The sequence below is a fragment of the Nitrosopumilus sp. b1 genome (assembly GCF_014078545.1).
Lineage (GTDB): Archaea > Thermoproteota > Nitrososphaeria > Nitrososphaerales > Nitrosopumilaceae > PXYB01.
The window spans coordinates 26,221-46,124 of record NZ_MU078716.1 but is presented as its reverse complement, the minus strand read 5'-3'; the positions used below and the strand labels follow the sequence as shown (position 1 = coordinate 46,124).

At 36.4% G+C, this 19,904-nt stretch carries 18 protein-coding genes; 11 read left to right on the top strand and 7 right to left on the bottom strand.

Features of this window, described 5'->3' with window-relative positions; all coding sequences use genetic code 11:
* Positions 1–100: 100 nt before the first annotated feature.
* Together C6988_RS03840 and C6988_RS03835 are read right to left on the bottom strand one after the other, a co-directional pair.
* Positions 101–1,366 (bottom strand): redoxin domain-containing protein, encoded by a 1,266-nt coding sequence (locus C6988_RS03840; protein WP_182133741.1) that lies wholly within the window; start codon positions 1,364–1,366, stop codon positions 101–103.
* A 102-nt stretch (positions 1,367–1,468) separates the two neighbouring features.
* Complete coding sequence (locus C6988_RS03835) at positions 1,469–1,942, bottom strand: winged helix-turn-helix transcriptional regulator (protein WP_182133740.1); 474 nt, start codon at positions 1,940–1,942, stop codon at positions 1,469–1,471.
* 178 nt (positions 1,943–2,120) lie between these two features.
* Between C6988_RS03835 and C6988_RS03830 the strand changes: the two genes are divergently transcribed.
* From C6988_RS03830 to ilvC, 6 genes are all read left to right on the top strand, one after another.
* Positions 2,121–2,867: a hypothetical protein gene (locus tag C6988_RS03830; protein WP_182133739.1), complete on the top strand. Its 747-nt coding sequence runs from the start codon at positions 2,121–2,123 to the stop codon at positions 2,865–2,867.
* A 16-nt stretch (positions 2,868–2,883) separates the two neighbouring features.
* Positions 2,884–4,392, top strand: coding sequence for a sialidase family protein (locus C6988_RS03825; protein ID WP_182133738.1), 1,509 nt, complete (start codon positions 2,884–2,886; stop codon positions 4,390–4,392).
* Between the two features lies 1 nt (position 4,393).
* On the top strand, positions 4,394–5,812 hold the full coding sequence (locus C6988_RS03820) for a sialidase family protein (protein WP_220463405.1): 1,419 nt from the start codon (positions 4,394–4,396) through the stop codon (positions 5,810–5,812).
* Positions 5,813–6,026: 214 nt separating this feature from the next.
* Complete coding sequence (locus C6988_RS03815) at positions 6,027–7,850, top strand: cation:proton antiporter (RefSeq protein WP_182133736.1); 1,824 nt, start codon at positions 6,027–6,029, stop codon at positions 7,848–7,850.
* A gap of 84 nt (positions 7,851–7,934) precedes the next feature.
* On the top strand, positions 7,935–8,147 hold the full coding sequence (locus tag C6988_RS03810; protein ID WP_182133735.1) for a hypothetical protein: 213 nt from the start codon (positions 7,935–7,937) through the stop codon (positions 8,145–8,147).
* A gap of 60 nt (positions 8,148–8,207) precedes the next feature.
* Positions 8,208–9,221, top strand: coding sequence for a ketol-acid reductoisomerase (gene ilvC / locus C6988_RS03805; RefSeq protein ID WP_255464216.1), 1,014 nt, complete (start codon positions 8,208–8,210; stop codon positions 9,219–9,221).
* Positions 9,222–9,225: 4 nt separating this feature from the next.
* On the opposite strand, the gene C6988_RS03800 is transcribed toward ilvC, so the two are convergent.
* Positions 9,226–9,648 (bottom strand): cobalamin B12-binding domain-containing protein, encoded by a 423-nt coding sequence (locus tag C6988_RS03800; protein ID WP_182133733.1) that lies wholly within the window; start codon positions 9,646–9,648, stop codon positions 9,226–9,228.
* Positions 9,649–9,726: 78 nt separating this feature from the next.
* On the opposite strand from C6988_RS03800, the gene C6988_RS03795 reads away from it, so the two are divergent.
* Genes C6988_RS03795 through mce form a run of 5 tightly spaced genes read left to right on the top strand, consistent with a single transcriptional unit; the run spans position 9,727 to position 15,580 of the window.
* On the top strand, positions 9,727–12,216 hold the full coding sequence (locus C6988_RS03795; protein ID WP_182133732.1) for a M1 family metallopeptidase: 2,490 nt from the start codon (positions 9,727–9,729) through the stop codon (positions 12,214–12,216).
* A gap of 5 nt (positions 12,217–12,221) precedes the next feature.
* Positions 12,222–12,629 (top strand): hypothetical protein, encoded by a 408-nt coding sequence (locus C6988_RS03790; RefSeq protein WP_182133731.1) that lies wholly within the window; start codon positions 12,222–12,224, stop codon positions 12,627–12,629.
* A gap of 42 nt (positions 12,630–12,671) precedes the next feature.
* On the top strand, positions 12,672–13,589 hold the full coding sequence (gene meaB / locus C6988_RS03785) for a methylmalonyl Co-A mutase-associated GTPase MeaB (RefSeq protein WP_182133730.1): 918 nt from the start codon (positions 12,672–12,674) through the stop codon (positions 13,587–13,589).
* Positions 13,586–15,184, top strand: coding sequence for an acyl-CoA mutase large subunit family protein (locus tag C6988_RS03780; protein WP_182133729.1), 1,599 nt, complete (start codon positions 13,586–13,588; stop codon positions 15,182–15,184). Before meaB ends, C6988_RS03780 begins: the two co-directional genes overlap by 4 nt.
* On the top strand, positions 15,185–15,580 hold the full coding sequence (gene mce, locus C6988_RS03775) for a methylmalonyl-CoA epimerase (protein WP_182133728.1): 396 nt from the start codon (positions 15,185–15,187) through the stop codon (positions 15,578–15,580). It begins immediately after the preceding gene.
* On the opposite strand, the gene C6988_RS03770 is transcribed toward mce, so the two are convergent.
* From C6988_RS03770 to C6988_RS03755, 4 genes are read right to left on the bottom strand one after another with little or no spacing between them, the layout of a single operon-like run.
* Positions 15,581–16,138 carry a CBS domain-containing protein gene (locus C6988_RS03770; protein WP_182133727.1) on the bottom strand — a complete coding sequence of 186 codons (558 nt, stop codon included), beginning with the start codon at positions 16,136–16,138 and terminating at the stop codon, positions 15,581–15,583.
* 39 nt (positions 16,139–16,177) lie between these two features.
* Positions 16,178–18,886 (bottom strand): pyruvate, phosphate dikinase, encoded by a 2,709-nt coding sequence (ppdK, locus tag C6988_RS03765; protein WP_182133726.1) that lies wholly within the window; start codon positions 18,884–18,886, stop codon positions 16,178–16,180.
* 33 nt (positions 18,887–18,919) lie between these two features.
* Positions 18,920–19,576 (bottom strand): triose-phosphate isomerase, encoded by a 657-nt coding sequence (gene tpiA, locus C6988_RS03760; RefSeq protein ID WP_182133725.1) that lies wholly within the window; start codon positions 19,574–19,576, stop codon positions 18,920–18,922.
* A 42-nt stretch (positions 19,577–19,618) separates the two neighbouring features.
* A complete protein-coding gene (locus tag C6988_RS03755) occupies positions 19,619–19,900 on the bottom strand; it encodes a SemiSWEET family sugar transporter (RefSeq protein WP_182133724.1) in 282 nt (93 codons plus the stop codon).
* Between the last annotated feature and the right edge of the window lie 4 nt (positions 19,901–19,904).

Sequence of the window (19,904 nt, the reverse complement as noted above, 5' to 3'; positions counted from 1 at the left end):
ACTAGAATTTGTGCTAGTCAATTTATTGTACGAACTATTCATTATAAAATCATGATATGGCCGACCTTAATTCACAATAAAAATTATGAATATATTATAATTACATATCAGAAATGTTCAATGTCAAAGTTTCACCAAACATTGATGAAAGGAAAACTAGTGAACCGCTTAAAAGTAAAATTCCAACTATGATTAGTAACGCACCACTAATTTTTTCAATCATGTTCATCCATTTACGTAATCTACGGATTATTTTTACAAATTTTTCTATCGCAACGGCTGATATGATAAATGGTATGGCAAGTCCAAGAGAATAAACTCCTAGTAATGCTGCACCCATGGTTGCAGATGAGCTGACTGCAGCTATTGTTAGTATGCCTGCAAGTATGGGACCTATGCATGGAGTCCACCCTGCACCAAATGTGATTCCCACTACTAGGGGGCCTGCATTTCTGACTGTTTGTTTTGATGAATCAAATTTTAATTGCCTACTTAGTATGGGAATTTTTAAAATTCCTAGTATGTGTAATCCAAATATGATTACTATGATGCCCCCTATTCGGGCAATCCATTCAGAGGCATCGGTGAAAAACGAGCCAACAAAAGCAGTTGATGCACCTATTGCAACAAAAATGACCGAAAATCCCAAGACAAAGAGTAATCCTCTCTTTAATGCATTGTAACGATAATGGACTTGATTCTGTCCCTGTGCATTTACATTTTCCATTTCTTTTACGCTGGTTCCAGTAAGAAATGATGCATATGCAGGTATCAATGGTAATACACATGGTGAGAGAAAACTTAACAGTCCTGCAGAAAATGCTAATGCAAAACCTATTGCCGCTATTTGATCTTCTTCGATTAAATCATTTTTGATATTTCCCAATGCTATGTTGACCTTGTGTTTTGTATCCTCTGACATTGGTTCGAATGCTCCTCTCCACTCGTATACAACTTCACCTTGTCTATCAAAGAGAACAGTATGGGGAAGACCAACTGCTTTGAAGGTTCTACTGAATCTATCATCAGGATCCCTCAGTATCGTGTATGTGACTCCGAGTCTATCTGCAAATGCAGATACTTTATCATCAAAACCTTTGAGATCAGTACTTGTACCAATTACTACCAGTCCTTGTTCTTCAAACTCTTTGTGCAGAGCCTCAAGTGCAGGCATTTCTTTCAAACAGTCCTTGCACCATGTTGCCCAACCGTTTAGCATTACTGCTTTTCCTTGATATTTCTCCAAATTGACAAGCTCTCCATCCATCGTAGTTGCCTCATATGTTACGGCATGAACAAAATTAGTTGAAGGAATAACCATTAACAAAACCAATATTGGCAAAAGCATGAATGTCTGTTTTTTCAATTTATCACCAAATCTTGATTGTAATAATATACATCAAGTTTCTATGAAGAAATTAATTATAACGCATGTGGTACATTTCTTGAATGTTCTATTGTCAAATCTTCATATACAATACTTCTGAGTGATTTTTAATATGCTGTTCTTGTCTATGACTTTAAACGTCTTTTTTCTGCCTTGTAATGCCGATTCAACCAATCCAATGTCTGTCAATTCTGCAAGTGCTACTGAACATGTTGGAGGTGATTTTTTTATAGCTTCTGAAATCATTGGCAATGATAAATAATCTGTATTCATTAAACAAAGTAGTATGTTTTTCAAAGTTGGTTTTCTAAATGCAATAATCGTATTTACTTCATAATTTTTTACATCAATTGAAAAGTATCTGGTCTGCCTTGATTCCCTCTTGATGTTTATTACCTTTCTTTTTTCTAATTGTTTGACATAGTGCATTAATGTTCCACTAGGAATTTCCGTTTTTCGTAATAATTCATTGAATCTTATTCCTGGATTTTGATTTATTTCTGTAGCAATCTTTTCTAATTTGTTTGGACTGTTATTTTCGTAACTTATTCTCACCAAAAAACTATGATACAGTATATTTAATTGCCTATGGTACATTTGTCATTTGTACTAGTCAGAAACACACACAATTTTTCTAAAATACTTTGATGTTTTGTTGTTGTTCTATAGTTTATCTGACAAATGTACCATTTTGTATAATAACTCAAATCAATTTATCTTGCACAAGGAAAAAATGTCTGGCACAAAACAGAAAGTAATACTATATGGAACAGTTGTCGCAATGACTTTGGCACTTGCAGTTTCACTAGGTACTGGAGCATTTGCACCTGTATACGCAGCTGCAGAAAATGAATCCATGGACCATGAAGGACATGAAATGCACGCTGAAAAGGAATGGCGCAAACCTGCCAAACAGAGTGTCAATGATGTAATGATTGAAGTCAAGTTTAGAACTTCATCTGGAAGTGAAACAATCGATACATTTACCTCATTTACTCAAACTGGAGGATATGCTAGAGGAGTTGGTGTAGATGATAGAAGAGCAGGTTCACCTGCAACGTTTACACTTACTGGACTAGTTGGTCCAGAAAAGCACAACTTGTACGAGATGGCTGATTATTTCTATAAACATCCATCAAATCTGGGAATAATTGATCCTAGATTTTCCAGCAACGGTATTACTGTCAATCTAAACTTGCATGGTGTACCTATTCGCTCGTTTGATTATGTAAACTGTGATATCACAGATTATCATATTGAAACGCTTGATGATGGAATATACACCTACCAAGAAGATCAGGGAATGGGAATTGCAATTGTTGATGTGTTCTCTTTTGAATGCAATGGATATGAACCAAAAAACAACTACCATAACACCGTAAAGAATATGGAGAAGAATGGAAAGACTGGTTATTCATCACTTGACTACAAAAAAGAACAACGAGCATATTTGCAAAGCGAGTCATATCCCAAAAATTAATTTTTTTTGATGGCTTATGAAAAATAAAATCCTTTTAATATCTGCAATAGTAGTTGCCGCAGCTGTAGCAGGCGGCTTGGTGTTTGCACTACAATCAAATGATTCTGGAACCCTAGATGTAAATACTAAAAAAATAACAAAACAAAATTACCAAATTCAAGTTTCTGATACAAAAACGATTCCAAACGGCTTGGATCCTTCATTTGCTTTTGATGAAAAAAGCAATAATCTGTATGTAAGCTATTATGATGAAAATGAGGAAGGCAGCGCAGATGTTTTTATGGTCAAGTCTAGTGATAATGGAAAATCGTTTTCTGACCCAGTAAGGGTCAATGATATTGATGGTGATGCATCAGCCGGAGGCTACACAAACCCAATCCAGTTTGGACCCAATGGGGAAGTATACATTACATGGCAGCAAATTGAAGAACACCCGCAATTTTATGGCATATATAATATGCGTCTTGCAAAGTCTACTGATGGCGGTCAGAGCTTTAGCCATGCAGTTGATCCTGCAAAAGAATTAGAACTAAGTGAAAAGCTATACCCTGAACTTACTGTAAGCAAAGACGGTACAATTATGATGCCATACATAAATAACGAATATGCCATTGTAGATGGAGAGACTGGAAAAGAGATTACGTACAAGTTAGACGATGTTGATTATGTTACCCAGATGCCAGTATTGCGTTCAAACGACGGTGGAAAAACATTTGAGCAATTTATCTTAGATGAGACTGCATGCCAGTGTTGTGATATTGCATCAACCGTAGGGCCTGACGGCGAAGTATATTTTGTCTGGAGAACCAGTGACAGATACTACATTGATGAAAGCAATCCAGAAGACAAACACATCAAATATCTCTATAAATTAAAAAGCCAAGAAGAGTGGTATGAAGGGTTAGATGATGCAGGAAAAAAAGCGTTTGATGAGGGTCTTATTGGTGCTCCAATCAAATATTCCACTGCAAGGGACATTGTAATATCTCATACTCTGGATGGCGGAAAGGGTGAGAAGTGGAGTGAGCCCGTACGAGTACAAGAGAAAAAATGGATGTTTAATGGTTGTATATCAATTGGACCTGGATTGACTTTTGACAACCAAGGAAGATTACACCTGTCATACTTTACTGGAACTGGTGAGGATGGCAAGATGGGATACTATTATGTTTATTCTGACGACAAGGGAGAAACATTTAGTGATCCAATCCCAATATTTTCAGCAGACTATATTGCACCAATTCACAATGGTGCTGCATTGACCGTTGATGATGATGGAATTGCATGGATTGCATTTATGATGTATAATGACTATGCAATCACTGATAATGTTTGGGAGACCGAACACGAAATGGAACTTAATGTTTTTGCACTAGATCGAAATGGAAACATCTTGGATGAATCTAAATTTCCAACTGATACCCGTACCTTCCCTAGCATAAAATCTACTAAACAGGGCACGATTGTAGGTTATTCAGATTCTGTCGGGGCAAATCTAGTTTCATTATCTCTAAAGACGATCTAATATGAAAAAAAATATTATTATTATTTCGATTATCACCGTAATCGCTGGTTCTTTATTATTGATTCAATTAAATAATTCTGAAACAACTGATGATTCTGTAGCGACAGCAAGTATTAAAAACAAAATTGAACAACAAATCAATCAGGCAATATATTATACAATCCCTGATGCAACCACTCCTTCTGTTGTAATTGATGATACTTCTGGCCGAATATACGCTGCGTATTTTAAATCAGAAAATGAAGGCGGTAATCTGTATGTCGTATCTTCTGATGATGGTGGAAAAACATTCTCAGAACCTGTGCGTGTAAATCACGCAAAAGACAGCGTGATTGTTAGTGCCCAATGGAGTGCGCCTGGAATGGGTGTTGGGAAAAACGGTGAAGTCCATCTTGTATGGTATGATGCAGATTATTCAGATCCAGACAAATTTCCATGGGGCAAAATCACATTACAATATGCCAGATCATTAGATGGGGCAAATACATTTGAACCAGCAAGAAACCCGTCACCTGATGATCCAGAGGGTGAACAATCGTATCCGTTCATTGCTATTTCAGAAGACAACAGTGTTCACATTTCATATCTTAATTTAGATTATTCAAAAGAGAAGGATAATTCAGGAACGCCGACAGTATTAAGAGTTGTAAGTTCAATGGACGGTGGACAGACTTTTGAGAAAAGTGTCATAACGGATCATTCTGCATGTCAATGCTGTGCCACAGTGATTACAATGGGACCTGACAATGAAGTATACGCATCTTCACGTTCAACATTTCTTAACACTGTTCAATCCCTGTCTGATGATATGAGGACAGATTATCACGGTACATATAATGATAAAATTATAATTCGTGACATTACGGTGTCGCATTCTGTGGACAATGGCATGGCGCAGGTATTCACAGAACCTGTAAAAGTTGGAAAAGATGACTGGTTTATGAACGGTTGTCCTGATGCAGGTCCCGGTATGGCATTTGATGATAAAGAACGATTGCATATTGCGTGGTTTACTGGAAGTGATGATGCAATAAACGGACAGGGATTTTACTATGCATATTCTGATGATGGTGGAAATTCATATGGTACTCCTATTCCTATCAAGCTACTTTCTGAAAAATGGATTCCACCCACGACGCAATACTTGGTAACTGATAACGATAACAATGCCTGGATTGTATTTGTAAATTCTGAAGGATTAAAGAAGAGTCCTACATATGATGAAGATTATACGTACATTGGCGATGGTAGTATACATTTGGCCATTGTAGGTAGTGATGGGAACTTGATTAGAAATGAAGCATTGGTGCAAGGTGATATCACAAAACACTATCCGTTCACTTCAAGCTCTGGTGATAAAATAGCGATTTCGTGGATGGAAGGTGAGAATGTAAAAATCACCATAATTAATACTGCATAGGATGTTCCTATAATCCACGATAAACTAACGATTTAGTTCAACCTCTCTTTGCATTAAATTGCGATTTTCATGTTTTATGAAAAACCATAATCAAATACTAAATGGAATTAATGAATGCAATTACATCTGTTTTTTTATATTGATTCATTTGTAGATTCTTTAAATCAAATAAATTGTAGCCATGATTTAATTATACTATTTTCAAACTAGTATGGTGGTATCTGCCGGAGTAACTGAATTCCTAAGCTTACTTACAGTCTTGTTTGGAGGAGGAATGCTTTGTGCGTGGTTGATGCACAAGATAAAATTTCCAACAATTATCGGATTCATTTTGATAGGAATTATTGCAGGCCCGTTTGGTCTTGGGGTGGTAACTGATACAGAATTAATCAACTTGTTGGCAGAATTTGGAATTATTATTTTGCTTTTTGTTGTTGGCTTGGAATTTAGCATTCAGAAATTAAGAGATGTCGGATTAAATGGAATTATCATTGGAACTGTACAGCTAGCAATAGTATTTGCTGCAGGATACATCCTTGGAATGGCATTTGAATGGACCCATCTCGAAGCATTATTTTTGGGAAGCATTCTTGCAATTACAAGTACAGCCATCTCTCTTAGATTCCTTCGAGATCTTAATCTTGTCAACACCAAAGAATGGAATACCGTTGTAACTATACTAATAATTGAGGACCTAGCTGCTGTTTTACTTCTTACTCTATTGGGTAATGCTTCAAAGGGGTCTAGCTTTGCATTAACTGATTTTGGTTTGATAATTATTCAAAGTGTCGTCTTTTTTGTCCTGACCTTTGCAATTGGAATCAAAGTAATTCCAAGACTCTTAGAGCATGTAAGCAAAATCAAGATGGAGGAAGCACAGTTTGTGACTGCTTTGGCGCTTGCATTTGGGTTATCCGTTTTAGCACATTTCCTAGGTCTTAGCAGTGCTGTCGGTGCATTCTTGATGGGAATGATAATTGCATCATCAAAGTTTTCAGAATCAGTAACTCACAAGATTTTACCGTTAAAGGATTTTTTCATCATAATCTTTTTCGTATCGATAGGAATGCTTGTCGACATTACACTCATTCCAAATGCAATTTGGATTGCAATTCCAGTAGTTGCCGTTGCTATTGTTGGAAAATTTGTTGGAAACATGTTTGCTGCATCTCTATCTGGAAACAAATTCCTTAGCGCATCAACCATAGGCGTAATGATGATTCCGATAGGTGAATTTTCATTCATTATAGCTAAACTGGGGGTAGACAGTGGAAGCATCAATGAATCAATATACCCTGTTACAATAGTTGTCGCACTAGTCACAATGCTTGCAATGCCACTTTTATTGCGAGCACTACCAACAGTTGCAGATCAAAGGTCAATCATTCCGGTAAAATTACTTGATAGTATTTTCCTTGCAGGAAGATTCATCAGAGCTGGCTCAGCACTTGGTGAGACAAGTAAGCCTTCAAAAATTAAAAACATTAGCAATATCAAAAAACATGGTCCGAACTTTCTAGTCCATTTCATAATAATAGTAACTATTCTGGTTGTTATGGATTATTTTTCATCCGATATTATTTCTCTGCTGGAGAATCCTGATGTTCCCTTCTTTATGGATCCATCAATCTTTCTTGGAATTTTAACCGCAGTGATTTTAATTTACCCGGTATTTTCACTTGTTGGAAAAACTGAAAATATTATCACAAGCATATCTGATGCGATTACAGTTAATTTCGCACCTGATGGAAAACAGCTAGTTACCAAGCCCGTTCATAGAGTGATTCGAAATATCTTGTTTATGGGGTTGATCCTCGCATTAGTTGCAGTATTCATTACTTTTGTTGATTTAGAATCAGAAAACGACAAGGTCATAATTTCAACAATTGGGCTTGTTGCAATAATTCCTCTTATGCTGGATACTTTTATTGCAATGCGAGGACTCACTAGAACCCATCTGTTTGATAATTGGATATCCTCACAAGATAATGATGATACTGAGTTTCAAACCCCTGAAGATACTGATACAAAAAATTAATCTTTCACATGGATCCAAATCTTAAATCAAATATCAACAAATGTAGACAATTTCTGCTTTAATCATTTTTAATGACAAATTGAAATGAATCAGAGCATTTTTGAAAAAAAACTTCCATTATTAGTGTCTATAATTGGGGTGCTAACAATTTTGTATGGCGTAGTGAATCCAGCAGTCTTTTCAAACAAGTGGATTAGCAGTCAATATTTCATAGTTATGGGTGGTTTGGTTACTACAATTGGTGTAATTTTTACTATGATTGATTCTACCCAGAAAAGTTATGCTCCTAGCACTTGATGCTGATTTAGAATCATCACATTTTTTGTAATCTAATACGCTTTAGTTAATATTTGCAAGATTTTGAGGCTAATTATGGCAAAAACATGGAAAGATGCTGACATTAGTTTAGATCCAATAAAAAATCAAACTATTGCAGTGATTGGCTATGGAATTCAAGGCGATGCTCAAGCAAACAACATGAAGGACTCTGGACTAAAGGTCATCGTAGGGCTCAAGGAAGGAGGAAAAAGCTGGAGCAAAGCTGAATCTGATGGTCATAAGGTAATGTCCGTTTCTGATGCATGCAAACAAGCAGATATCATTCATGTATTACTTCCAGATATGATTCAGGCCCAAGTGTACAAAGATGAAATCGGACCTAATCTCTCAGAAGGAAAGGCTTTGTCATTTTCTCATGCAGCAGCTATTCATTGGAGATGGATTGATGCACCAAAAAATGTTGATATCATAATGGTTGCACCAAAAGGACCTGGCTCAAAAGTTCGTGAAACTTATCTGGAGAACTTTGGAACTCCCTCAATTGTTGCAGTACACCAAGATCATACAGGAAAAGCTTGGGATAGAACACTAGGAATTGCAAAAGCAATTGGTAGTGCAAGAGCAGGATTAATCCAAACTACATTCAAAGAAGAAGTTGAAACTGATTGGTTTGGTGAACAAGCAGATCTTTGTGGTGGTGCAGCGTCAATGATACAAAATGCATTTGAGACATTAGTTGAAGCAGGTTATCAACCTGAGATTGCATACTTTGAGGTACTGCATGAACTAAAACTAATTGTTGATATGATTCAACGTTATGGTATCAATGGAATGTGGAGACGAGTTAGTGAAACTGCAAGATATGGTGGACTAACACGTGGACCAATGGTCATGAATGCTTCAAACAAAGAGGAAATGAAAAAAGTACTAAAGATGATCCAAGACGGAACATTTAACGAAGAATGGATTAGCGAATACAAGAAAAACGGCAAAAATGCTTTTGACAGATACATGAAAGAAACCGATGCTCATCAGATTGAAAAAGTTGGCAAACAGATGCGAAAAATGATGTGGCCTGATTCCACAGAATAATTTTTTATATTTTTCTTAATTTTGAAACGCCCTTTGTAATGTAATCGATAATTGTTGGCAGTGGTGTACCTGGACCGAACACTCCGTCAATTCCTCCTTTTTCTAGTCCTTTCTTGTCCTCTTCTGGTATTACGCCTCCTCCTAAAACTAGAACGTCTTTGATTCCCTTCTTTTTTAACTCCTTTACAACTCTGGGAAATAGGGTGTTATGTGCTCCATTGAGTAGGCTTAACGCAATGGCATCAACATCTTCGTCTTCTGCAATTTGTGCTATTCTTGATGGTGTGGCAAATAATCCTGAATAGATTACCTCCATTCCAGCATCCCTAAAAGCACGGCATAAAACTAGGGCTCCTCTATCATGACCATCTAGTCCTAGCTTTGCTACTAGAATTTTGACTCTTCTTGATGCCATTTTTTGTTTCATAATTATCAATATTTTTTCTATTTTAAAGCCTTTTTTCAATTCCTAAATGTACATAAAGCCTATTTGAGAATGCCATGCGTGAGCGTTTCTCCATTAAATTACAGTCTTGAATTTACTCCTGATCTGAAAAAATTTACCTTTGAAGGAAGGGAGAATATATCAATTCAGTGCACGAGACCTACAAATTCGATTACACTACATGCTGCAGAGCTCAAAATCAAAAAATGCCATGTAGAATTCAAAGGGGAAATCATTCTAGCAACTCCTAAAATTAATTCAAAAACAGAGGAGCTGACAATAAAACTAGCAAAAAAGATTAGTGGTCATGCAAATCTCTTCATTGATTTTACAGGCATTTTAAATGATAGACTGCTTGGATTTTACCGGAGTAAATACGAAATCAACGGAAAGACAAAGTATCTTGCTACAACACAGTTTGAGGCAGCAGATGCTCGCAGAGCTTTTCCATGCTGGGATGAGCCACAATCAAAGGCAACCTTTGAAATCTCTCTTGTTGTAGCAAAAAATTTCACGGCAATCTCAAACATGCCAGTCAAATCAAAACAACAAATTGGAGACAAAATTCGTTATGTATTTTCACAAACTCCAACAATGTCAACATATTTGGTTTATCTTGGAGTTGGCGAGTTTGAATACCTTAAGGGAAAAATTGGAAAAACTGAAGTTCGTGTTATCACTACAAAAGGAAAACGCTCCCAAGGAAAGTTTTCCTTAGAACTTGGAAAAAAATTATTAAAATCATACGAAAATTATTTTGGAATAAAATACCCTTTACCTAAACTTGACCTAATCGCAATTCCTGACTTTGCAGCAGGTGCTATGGAAAATTGGGGCGCAATTACATTTAGGGAGACAATTTTACTTTATGATCCAAAGGTATCATCTACAAAAACAAAGCAGTTCATTGCAGAGGTAATATCTCATGAGATTGCCCATCAATGGTTTGGCAACCTTGTCACCATGAAATGGTGGAACGATTTGTGGCTAAATGAGAGCTTTGCTACGTATATGGCCACAAAATTTGTGGATAAATTTTATCCTGAATGGGAACTTTGGGACCAGTTTGTCGAAGATGCGATGAACGTTGCAATGGGGCTTGATTCACTAAAATCATCTCACCCAATTGATGTAAAGGTAAACTCCCCATCTGAGATTCGAGAGATATTTGATGCAATATCCTATGATAAAGGAGGATGTGTCTTGCGTATGCTAGAAAACTTTGTCGGTGAGAAAAATTTTAGAAACGGTTTGAAACATTATTTGACAAAACACAAGTACAAAAACGCAACTGGATATGACCTTTGGGATGCAATCGGAAAAATTTCAAAACTTCCTGTACGGGCAATGATGGATTCATGGATAAAACAAATTGGATTTCCTGTAGTTGAAGTTAACCAAAAAGATTCATTGTTGATTTTATCACAAAAGAGATTTCTTTTAAACGCAAAAGGTACACACAAAGGACTTTGGCATGTTCCAATCACTATTCATTCTGATAAAAAAGATGTAAAGAAATTACTCACAAAGAAAAGTGATAAGATTAAAATCAATTCCCAAAATGGTGTTGTGATCAATTCTGGACGACATGGATTCTACCGAGTAAAATATGATGAAGGAGTGCTAATTGATCTAAAAATGCTTGTTGATAACAAATCAATTTCTCATATTGATAGATGGGCTATCCAAAATGATCTATTTGCATTGTGTGTTTCAGGTGATGAATCTCTCCAGAACTATCTTGACTTTACTGATGCATATCATGATGAAGAAAATTATCTTTCATCCGTAAATGTTGCAAATAATCTATATTCGTTATACGATAGAACAATTGGCGAATCTTTTAATCCTATTATCAAGGAATATGCAAGAAATTACTTTGAGAAAATATTTAATCGATTAGGGTGGGATCCTAAACCAAAAGAAAATCATACTGATGCATTGTTGCGAAGCTTTGCAATACATGCACTAGGTAAATTAGGCAATGATGAGGTAATCGAAGAATCTAAAATCAGATTCCAGAAATTCCTCAAAAATCCCTCCTCGTTACGTCCTGATTTGAGGGATACTGTGTACTCTTTAGTTGCTTTGGTAGGTGACTCAAAGATGCATCAAAAACTAACCCTTCTTTATAATAAAGCCAGTACTCAGGAAGAAAAACTTCGATTCCTTGGGGCAATGTGTAGCTTTAATGATGAAAAATTACTCTTAAAATCACTGGCATTCTCTCAAACCCCAGCAGTTCGTTCACAAAACATGCAGCTTCCAATAATTCGTGTGGCAAACAATCAGGCAGGCAAAAAAATTCTGTGGCCCTGGCTAAAAAAGAATTGGAGATCATTGAGCAAAAAAGTTGGACATGGCAATCCTTTGTTTAATAGAATTGTTGCAAGTATTTCACTGGTAGCGGATGAATCAATGGAAAAAGAAATTCGCAGGTTTTTCAAACAAAATCCTACTCCAGGTACTGAGAGAACCTTAGAGCAAACACTTGAAAGAATTCAAATTCATTCTAAATTCTTAAAACAGCTAAGATCTGAGTTCAACTAGAGTTTATGCCAAAAAAGATTTTTCCTTTATTGTCAGTTTTAGCTTTATCTTCTCTTGCAATTTTATTTTTAATCACTGCAGAATCACCTGATGACCAAAGACTGAGAGAATCATTTTCTATTGACGCTACGTATTATCCTGAGGAACAATACGCCGAGATAGTCTTTGCAGATAAAACACAAAAAACATCATCTGTTATAATGGAGATATTGGGAATGGAAGAGTCATACCAAAAAACTTTTGATAATTATCAGTTTGTCGAGCATGTCTTATTTTCCGAACCTCCAAAATATGGGTGGTCCATTCATCCAATTGTTTTGAAAATTAATCATCCCGATTTTGGGACAATTGAACTAAAGACAGAGATTCATTCTGTAGGTGAATCTGCACCTCCGGTCATCTTTAGTACTTAAAGAACATACAAGAATTTATTGTGGGAAAATTAACTTCATACATTGACACTGCTTACTGACCTCAAAAAAGGCAAACGTGGCGCAATAGCAAAGGCAATATCAATTATAGAAAATGATCAAAAAGAAGCACGAAAACTTATCAAGCAAATATTTTCAAAAACAGGAAGCTCATCAATAATTGGAATTACAGGACCTGCAGGAGCAGGAAAGAGTTCTTTAATCAATGTGACTTCAGTAGAGCTTCGTAAATTAGGAACAAAACCTGCAGTTCTCGCTGTGGATCCTACTAGTCATGTAACTGGTGGTGCAATTTTAGGTGATAGAGTAAGAATGACTGAATCAACTGATTCTGGCACCTATATCCGAAGCATTGCATCTAGGGGAGCAACTGGAGCAATATCTCATTCAGTCAGAAATAGTATACGTGTCTTAGAATATGCTGGCTTTAACCCAATAATTATAGAAAGTGTGGGTGCTGGCCAAACTGAGATTGAAATTTCCAATATTGCTGATATTACAGTTGTAGTCTTTAATCCTCACACTGGAGATAGCATTCAAACCATAAAGGCAGGATTAACTGAGATTGGAGATGTTTATCTTGTTAACAAAAGCGATTTGGATGGTGCATCTCAGCTATACGATGCAGTGCGCGATTATATTGGAGCATCAGAAAAAAACCCTATCATCTTAAAGACATCTACAAAAAAGAACAGGGGAATATCTGAATTTGCAAAGAAACTCAAAGAATTAATGGCTTTAAAAAAGAAAACAAAAAAGAAGCAAGAACTAAGTCAATTAGAATCTGAGCTAAAAGATATTGTTTTAAATAACATTAACGAAAAAATTACTACATTGTTGAATTCTGATAAAACCTATGCAAAATATCTTAAAAAATTACAAGCACGTGAGATTAATCCCTTTGAAGCAGGAGACAAAATTACAAAAGCATTGTTAAAATGATTAAAATGGCAAAATCAAAAACTCCTGAAAAGCAATTTGTAACTGATTCTAACATCCCAATAAAACGTGTCTTTCACAAGTCTGCAAAGAAAACAAAGAAAGAAGAACCAGGCACCTATCCATTTACTCGTGGCATACATGCAGGAATGTATCGTGATAGATTCTGGACTATGCGTCAGTACTCTGGATTTGGCGATGCAAAGTTAACAAATGAACGCTTCAAGTTCATGTTAGAAAAAGGACAGACGGGCCTTAGTATGGCATTTGATTTGCCAACTCAAATTGGGCATGATCCTGATTCTCCTCAAGCAGAAGGTGAAGTTGGAAAAGTTGGAGTCTCTATTGCTTCTCTAAAAGATATGATGACTGCTTTTGATGGCATTCCTTTAGGTAAGGTTAGCTCTTCTATGACAATTAATTCAACTGCATCTACATTGCTTGCATATTATATTGCAGTGGGGGAATCTCAGGGTTCATCAAGCGAACAACTACGTGGTACAACCCAAAATGATATTCTCAAAGAGTACATTGCAAGAAATACCTACATCTACCCACCACAACCTTCCATGAGAATTATTGGTGACATGATTGGTTATTGTGCTAAAAAAGTCCCACAGTGGTATCCTGTGTCTATTTCCGGTTACCATATGAGGGAAGCAGGCTCTACTGCAACACAGGAAGTTGCATTTACCTTGGCAAACGCAATTGCATATATTCAGACATGTTTGGATCAAGGATTAAAGATTGATGATTTTGCACCTCGTTTATCATTCTTCTTCTGTTGTACAATAGAATTTTTTGAAGAGATTGCCAAGTTTCGTGTTGCAAGAAAAGTTTATGCAAAAATTCTAAAAGAAAAATTCCACGCAAAGGATCCAAAATCATTACAATTAAAATTCCATACTCAAACAAGTGGAGAGTCATTAACTGCCCAGCAACCAGATAACAACATTGTTCGTGTTGCAATTCAATCAATGGCTGCAGTACTTGGCGGAACACAATCGTTACATACAAACTCTAGAGACGAAGCACTTGCATTGCCAACCCAAGAATCTGCAAAAATTGCACTTAGAACCCAACAAATTGTAGCATATGAGAGTGGGATCACAAAAACAGTTGACCCAATGGCCGGCTCACATTATCTTGAGTATCTATGTGATGAGATAGAAGACGGTGTTTGGGCTTATCTTAAAAAAATTGAAAAGATGGGTGGCTCTATCAAAGCAATTGAAAAGGGATTCTTCCAATCTGAAATTAGACAAAATGCATACCGCCTCAAAAAAGAAGCTGATGAGGAACAGAGAATCCTTGTGGGTGTCAACAAATTCATTGAAGCCAACGAAAAACCACCAGAACTATTGCGTATTGATGATAAAGTGGAGATACAGCAAAATAAAGATCTCAAAAAACTTCGCTCATCTAGAAATGCCAAAAAAGTTGAGGATGCGTTATCAAAGCTAAAGTCAGTCGCAGATACTGATGAGAATCTAATGCCTTACATTCTTGATGCTGCAAAGGCCTATGCTACTACTGGTGAGATCAGTAACACATTCCGTGAAGTGTTTGGAGAGTATAGGCCAAAGGAGGTATTCTAGATGAAGATTGATCATATCGCCATTGCAGTAAATGATGTTGAATCTGCTGCAAAACAGTATCAGGAAGCCCTCGGAGTAGATGAAGTTGAGTTTGAGACAGTAGAGACTGAGGGAGTTAAGGTTGCAATCATACACCTTGAGAATGGAAGAATAGAGCTTATGGAGCCGACAAATGAAACTAGTCCGATTAAGAAATTTCTAGAAAAGAAAGGTCAAGGCTTGCATCACATGGCACTTGAGACTGATAATATTGAGGGTGAGGTAACAAGAATGGAAGGATGCGGAATACAATTCCTAGGTAAAATTAGACCTGGTTCTGCTGGAACAAAAGTTACTTTTATTCACCCAAAGTCACTCAGCGGAGTATTAGCAGAGCTCTGCTCTCATCCAAAATAATTATTCCATCATTTTAAGAGTGTCAGATGCAGTAATTATTCCAACAATCTTTGATTTCTTTGATACCAATATGCATTTTGAATATCTTATCAAAGGCACCAAAACATTTGCAGGTGTATTGTAATCCACAATTGGAGGAACTGTATCCATTGTGTTTAGGATCTTTGCGTGCTTTAGTTCTGATTCTCCAACATCTGCTAAATGCTTCATGATTCCATCTTCTGATACAACTCCTAAAGGATCGTTTCCTTCAAAGACCGGAATCTGACTGATAGAAAACTTGTGCATCTTTTTTATTGCATCATGTAAGGTATTGTTTGGTTTGATTTTTACAATATCCTTGCTACAAAAGTCTCCTGCAATATGTGATGATGATTTCCCTTCTAGTGTTGCAAGGTTATCAAAGATTTTCTTTGCTGTCTCATAGCTTGGCTGACTTCTCCCTGATTCTATCTGATTTATCATAGAAGTGCTTACTCCTGTCATGCTAGCAAGTTTTTTTTGTGTAATGCCTAATTTTGTTCTCATCTGTTTAATGGAATCAATTCTTGGCAGCATGATATGAAAACTGCTTAATCTGTTTTAAATTGTATTGGATTATCGTCTTTTGGCTTTCTTCTTTGCCTTTTTGACTTGCTTTTTAGCAGGTTTTTTCTTTGAACTTTTGTTTTCTAGTACTGCCTGAGCTGCTGCTACAATGGCAATAGGGATTCTATGCGGTGATGCGCTAACATAGCTTAGATTTGATTTGTGGCAGAATTTGATTGAGCGTGGGTCTCCTCCGTGTTCTCCACAAATTCCAACCTCCATGTTAGACTTTACATCTCGTCCTTGTGTTAGTCCAATCTTCATTAGGCTTCCAACACCGTTGACATCAATTGACTGGAATGGACTTGTTTCTAGTAATTCCTTATTGAGATATTCTGGCAAGAACTTTCCTTCTGCGTCCTCTCTACTAAAGCTAAATGTTGCCTGAGTAAGATCATTTGTTCCGAAACTAAAGAATTCTGCAGTCTCGGCTAATTCGCTAGCAGTTAAACATGCTCTTACTACTTCTAGCATAGTTCCGAAATTAATTTTGAATTTTATCTTGTGTTTTTCCTGCATCTCTGATTTAATTTTATTATAAATTCTCTTTATCTGATTTAATTCGGCAATACTGCTTACTTGAGGAATCATTATCTGAGGTCTTGCATCAACTTTTTGTTTTGTCAACTCTGCTGATGCCTCAAACACTGCTCGTATCTGCATTTCATAAATTTCTGGATAAGTAATTCCTACTCTTACTCCTCTATGTCCCATCATTGGGTTAATCTCTGCAAGTTCACGTGCTCTTTCAAGAATTGTCTTTGTTCTCCTAAGCTCATCCGATGCATTTTGCTCTTCTAGCTTTCTTACTTTGTTTGCTAGCTCTTCTGGATTTGGCAAAAACTCGTGTAATGGTGGATCAAGTAATCGAATTGTTACTGGATAACCTTCCATTGCTTTTAGGATTTCAATGAAATCACTTTTTTGTAATTGACCTAATTTTTCTAAAACTTGTTTTCGTTTTTCTATGGTGTCTGCCATAATCATGTCTACAAAGAGGCCTATTCTGTCACGTCCATTGAACATTCTTTCTGTTCTACATAGTCCAATTCCTTGAGCACCATACTCTCTAGCTAATTTTGCTGCTTCTGGTGTGTCAGCATTTGCTCGAATACCAAGCTTCTTTGTACTCTGGGCCCAGCTTAGAATTGTTTTAAAATCATCGGTAATTTTTGGCTCTATTGTAGGTACGTTTCCAGAATATACATTTCCTGTACTGCCATCAATTGTAATTGCATCACCTTCAATGATGGCCTTATCACCTGCCATGCATCTTTTTCCATCATAATCTATCTTTAATTCCGCACAGCCAACTATGCATGGTTTTCCCATGCCTCTAGCAACAACTGCAGCATGTGATGTCTTTCCTCCTCTACTGGTTAGAATTCCAACAGATGAGAAAAATGCAGGTACATCTTCTGGCTTTGTTTCCTCTCTGATTAGGATGACTTTGGCTCCATTGTCGCCCATTGCAACTGCTCTTTTTACATCAAATACTGCTATTCCACTTGCTGCCCCTGGGGATGCTGCAATTCCTTTTGTAATTTGAGTATGACCTTTAACGCTGTTTTGATCAATTGTTCTGTGTAATAGCTGTTCTAACTGCTCTGCTTGTAATCGTAATAATGCTCGCTCTTTGTTGATTAGTTTTTCTTTTACCATTGCAACTGAAGTTTTTACCATTCCAGCTGCATTCATCTTTGCAGAACGAGTTTGTAGTAAAAAGAATTTACCTTGCTCAATTGTGAATTCAATATCTTGAGGCTCTTTGTAGTGTTTTTCTAATTTCTGGCATGTGTCATACAATTGTTTGTATGACTTTGGCATCTCTTGCTGCATTGCATCCACTGGTTTTGGAGTTCTGATTCCTGCAACTACGTCTTCACCTTGTGCGTTGACTAGGTACTCTCCAAAGATTTGTCTTGAACCATCACCGGGGTTTCTAGTAAATACAACTCCTGTGGCACTATCATTACCCATGTTGCCAAATGCCATTGATACAACATTTACTGCAGTTCCATCTGCAATATCTTTTGTAATGTTATATTTTTCACGATAAACAATAGCACGTTCTCCCATCCAACTGTTAAACACTGCTTTGATTGCTAGGGTTAATTGCTCAAAAGGATCAGTCGGGAATGGTTTTCCAGTTTGTTTCTCACAGATTTTTTTATATTCTGCAACAACTGCTTTTAGTGATTTTTCATTTAATGCGCTATCTGATTGAACCGCTTGATTCTTTTTTGCATCCTCTAACACTTGGTCAAACAATTTGTCATTGACTCCAAATACTACTTTGCCAAATAATTGAACAAATCTGCGATATGAATCCCAGGCAAATCTTGGATTGTTGCTTTTTTGTGCTAATCCATTTACTGTGATATCATTAATTCCTAAATTCAAAATTGTATCCATCATACCTGGCATGGATATTGCAGCACCAGAGCGAACTGACACCAGCAGCGGATTGTCCTTTGAATTCCACTTTTTTCCAGTCTTTTTTTCCATCTTTGCAATGTTCTTTTTTACTTGCGAGATGACCTCGTTAGGTAATTTTTTGTCATTTTGATAGTATTTCTTGCAGACTTCGGTTGTAATTACAAAGCCTGGAGGAACTGGTAGTTTTAGTCGTGTCATTTCACAAAGTCCTGCTCCTTTTCCTCCCAAAAGTTTGCGGTCTTTACCGTTTCCTTCATCAAAAGAGTATACTGCTTTCATTTTTCCTAGGAATCCACTGAATTTTAGGGGGTTTTAAAGCATTGCCCTTGCAAAGTCATCTATTATTTTATTCCAGTTTTTTGCCTTGATGATTCCACTTGCCACCAAAATTCCCTTAGATCCAAGCTCAATTGCTTTGGAGACATCTTTTCCAGAAACAATTCCGGCACCGCATAAAAGTTTCGTATTGTTTTTTGCAGAGTGTACTGCTTTTGCTGCTTGGGTGATAAGCTCTGGCTTTTCTGTTGATACTGCCTTTCCTGAACCAATTAATTCAGGAGGCTCTATTGCAATGTAATCCGGATTTAATTTTGAATATTTTTTTACTTCTGCAACATTCTTTACACAAACTATAGAAATTAATTTTAATTCTTTCAATCGTTTGACAAGCTCTGCTATATCTTTACCAGGAATTCTATGCTCACTGTGATTAATAATTGATCCATTGACTTTGGATTTTTTTATCAATTCTGGAATTACAAAACCTGTAGTACTTCCAATTTTTGTATTATCAACATGTTGTGCAAGAATTGTAATCTTACTGCTGGCAATTTTTCCTAAGAGATGTTGAGGTGGAGCGATTGCCATTTTTATTTTATGTTTTTTGGCAATTTTTTCACAAATCCTGACAAACTTTACAATATTTTCTCCTGCAATCTCTTCATAATTTTTGCAATTTATTACAAACAATCTTTATCCTGAAACCCCAATCGAATTCTTGTATTTAATATTTCACAATGATTTTTTTCTATCATATCTTCTCTTTAATCCAAATATGATTATCATTAGAATTATAGCTGCAATATTTGTGCCAATGATGTATGGATCTAAAATTTCAATTCCGTAAATTAACCATAATAGTGCCCCTATTGCGATTAGTATCATTAGATATGGCGATACATCTTTGAGGCTTTTAGTTCTGTACCCTCGAATTATCTGCTCTACCCATCCAGATAAAATCAAAACCCCTGCGGCAATCACAATAATTGTTAGTGAAAAATCATCTAGGAACACATTT

Excerpts from the sequence above, each read along its gene's own strand:
- mce (WP_182133728.1), top strand. The coding sequence starts at position 15,185 with ATGAAGATTGATCATATCGCCATTGCAGTAAATGATGTTGAATCTGCT.
- C6988_RS03790 (WP_182133731.1), top strand. The coding sequence starts at position 12,222 with ATGCCAAAAAAGATTTTTCCTTTATTGTCAGTTTTAGCTTTATCTTCT.
- C6988_RS03810 (WP_182133735.1), top strand. The coding sequence starts at position 7,935 with ATGAATCAGAGCATTTTTGAAAAAAAACTTCCATTATTAGTGTCTATA.
- C6988_RS03780 (WP_182133729.1), top strand. The coding sequence starts at position 13,586 with ATGATTAAAATGGCAAAATCAAAAACTCCTGAAAAGCAATTTGTAACT.
- C6988_RS03830 (WP_182133739.1), top strand. The coding sequence starts at position 2,121 with ATGTCTGGCACAAAACAGAAAGTAATACTATATGGAACAGTTGTCGCA.
- C6988_RS03820 (WP_220463405.1), top strand. The coding sequence starts at position 4,394 with ATGAAAAAAAATATTATTATTATTTCGATTATCACCGTAATCGCTGGT.
- C6988_RS03770 (WP_182133727.1), bottom strand. The coding sequence starts at position 16,138 with ATGCTGCCAAGAATTGATTCCATTAAACAGATGAGAACAAAATTAGGC.
- ppdK (WP_182133726.1), bottom strand. The coding sequence starts at position 18,886 with ATGAAAGCAGTATACTCTTTTGATGAAGGAAACGGTAAAGACCGCAAA.
- C6988_RS03800 (WP_182133733.1), bottom strand. The coding sequence starts at position 9,648 with ATGAAACAAAAAATGGCATCAAGAAGAGTCAAAATTCTAGTAGCAAAG.
- C6988_RS03825 (WP_182133738.1), top strand. The coding sequence starts at position 2,884 with ATGAAAAATAAAATCCTTTTAATATCTGCAATAGTAGTTGCCGCAGCT.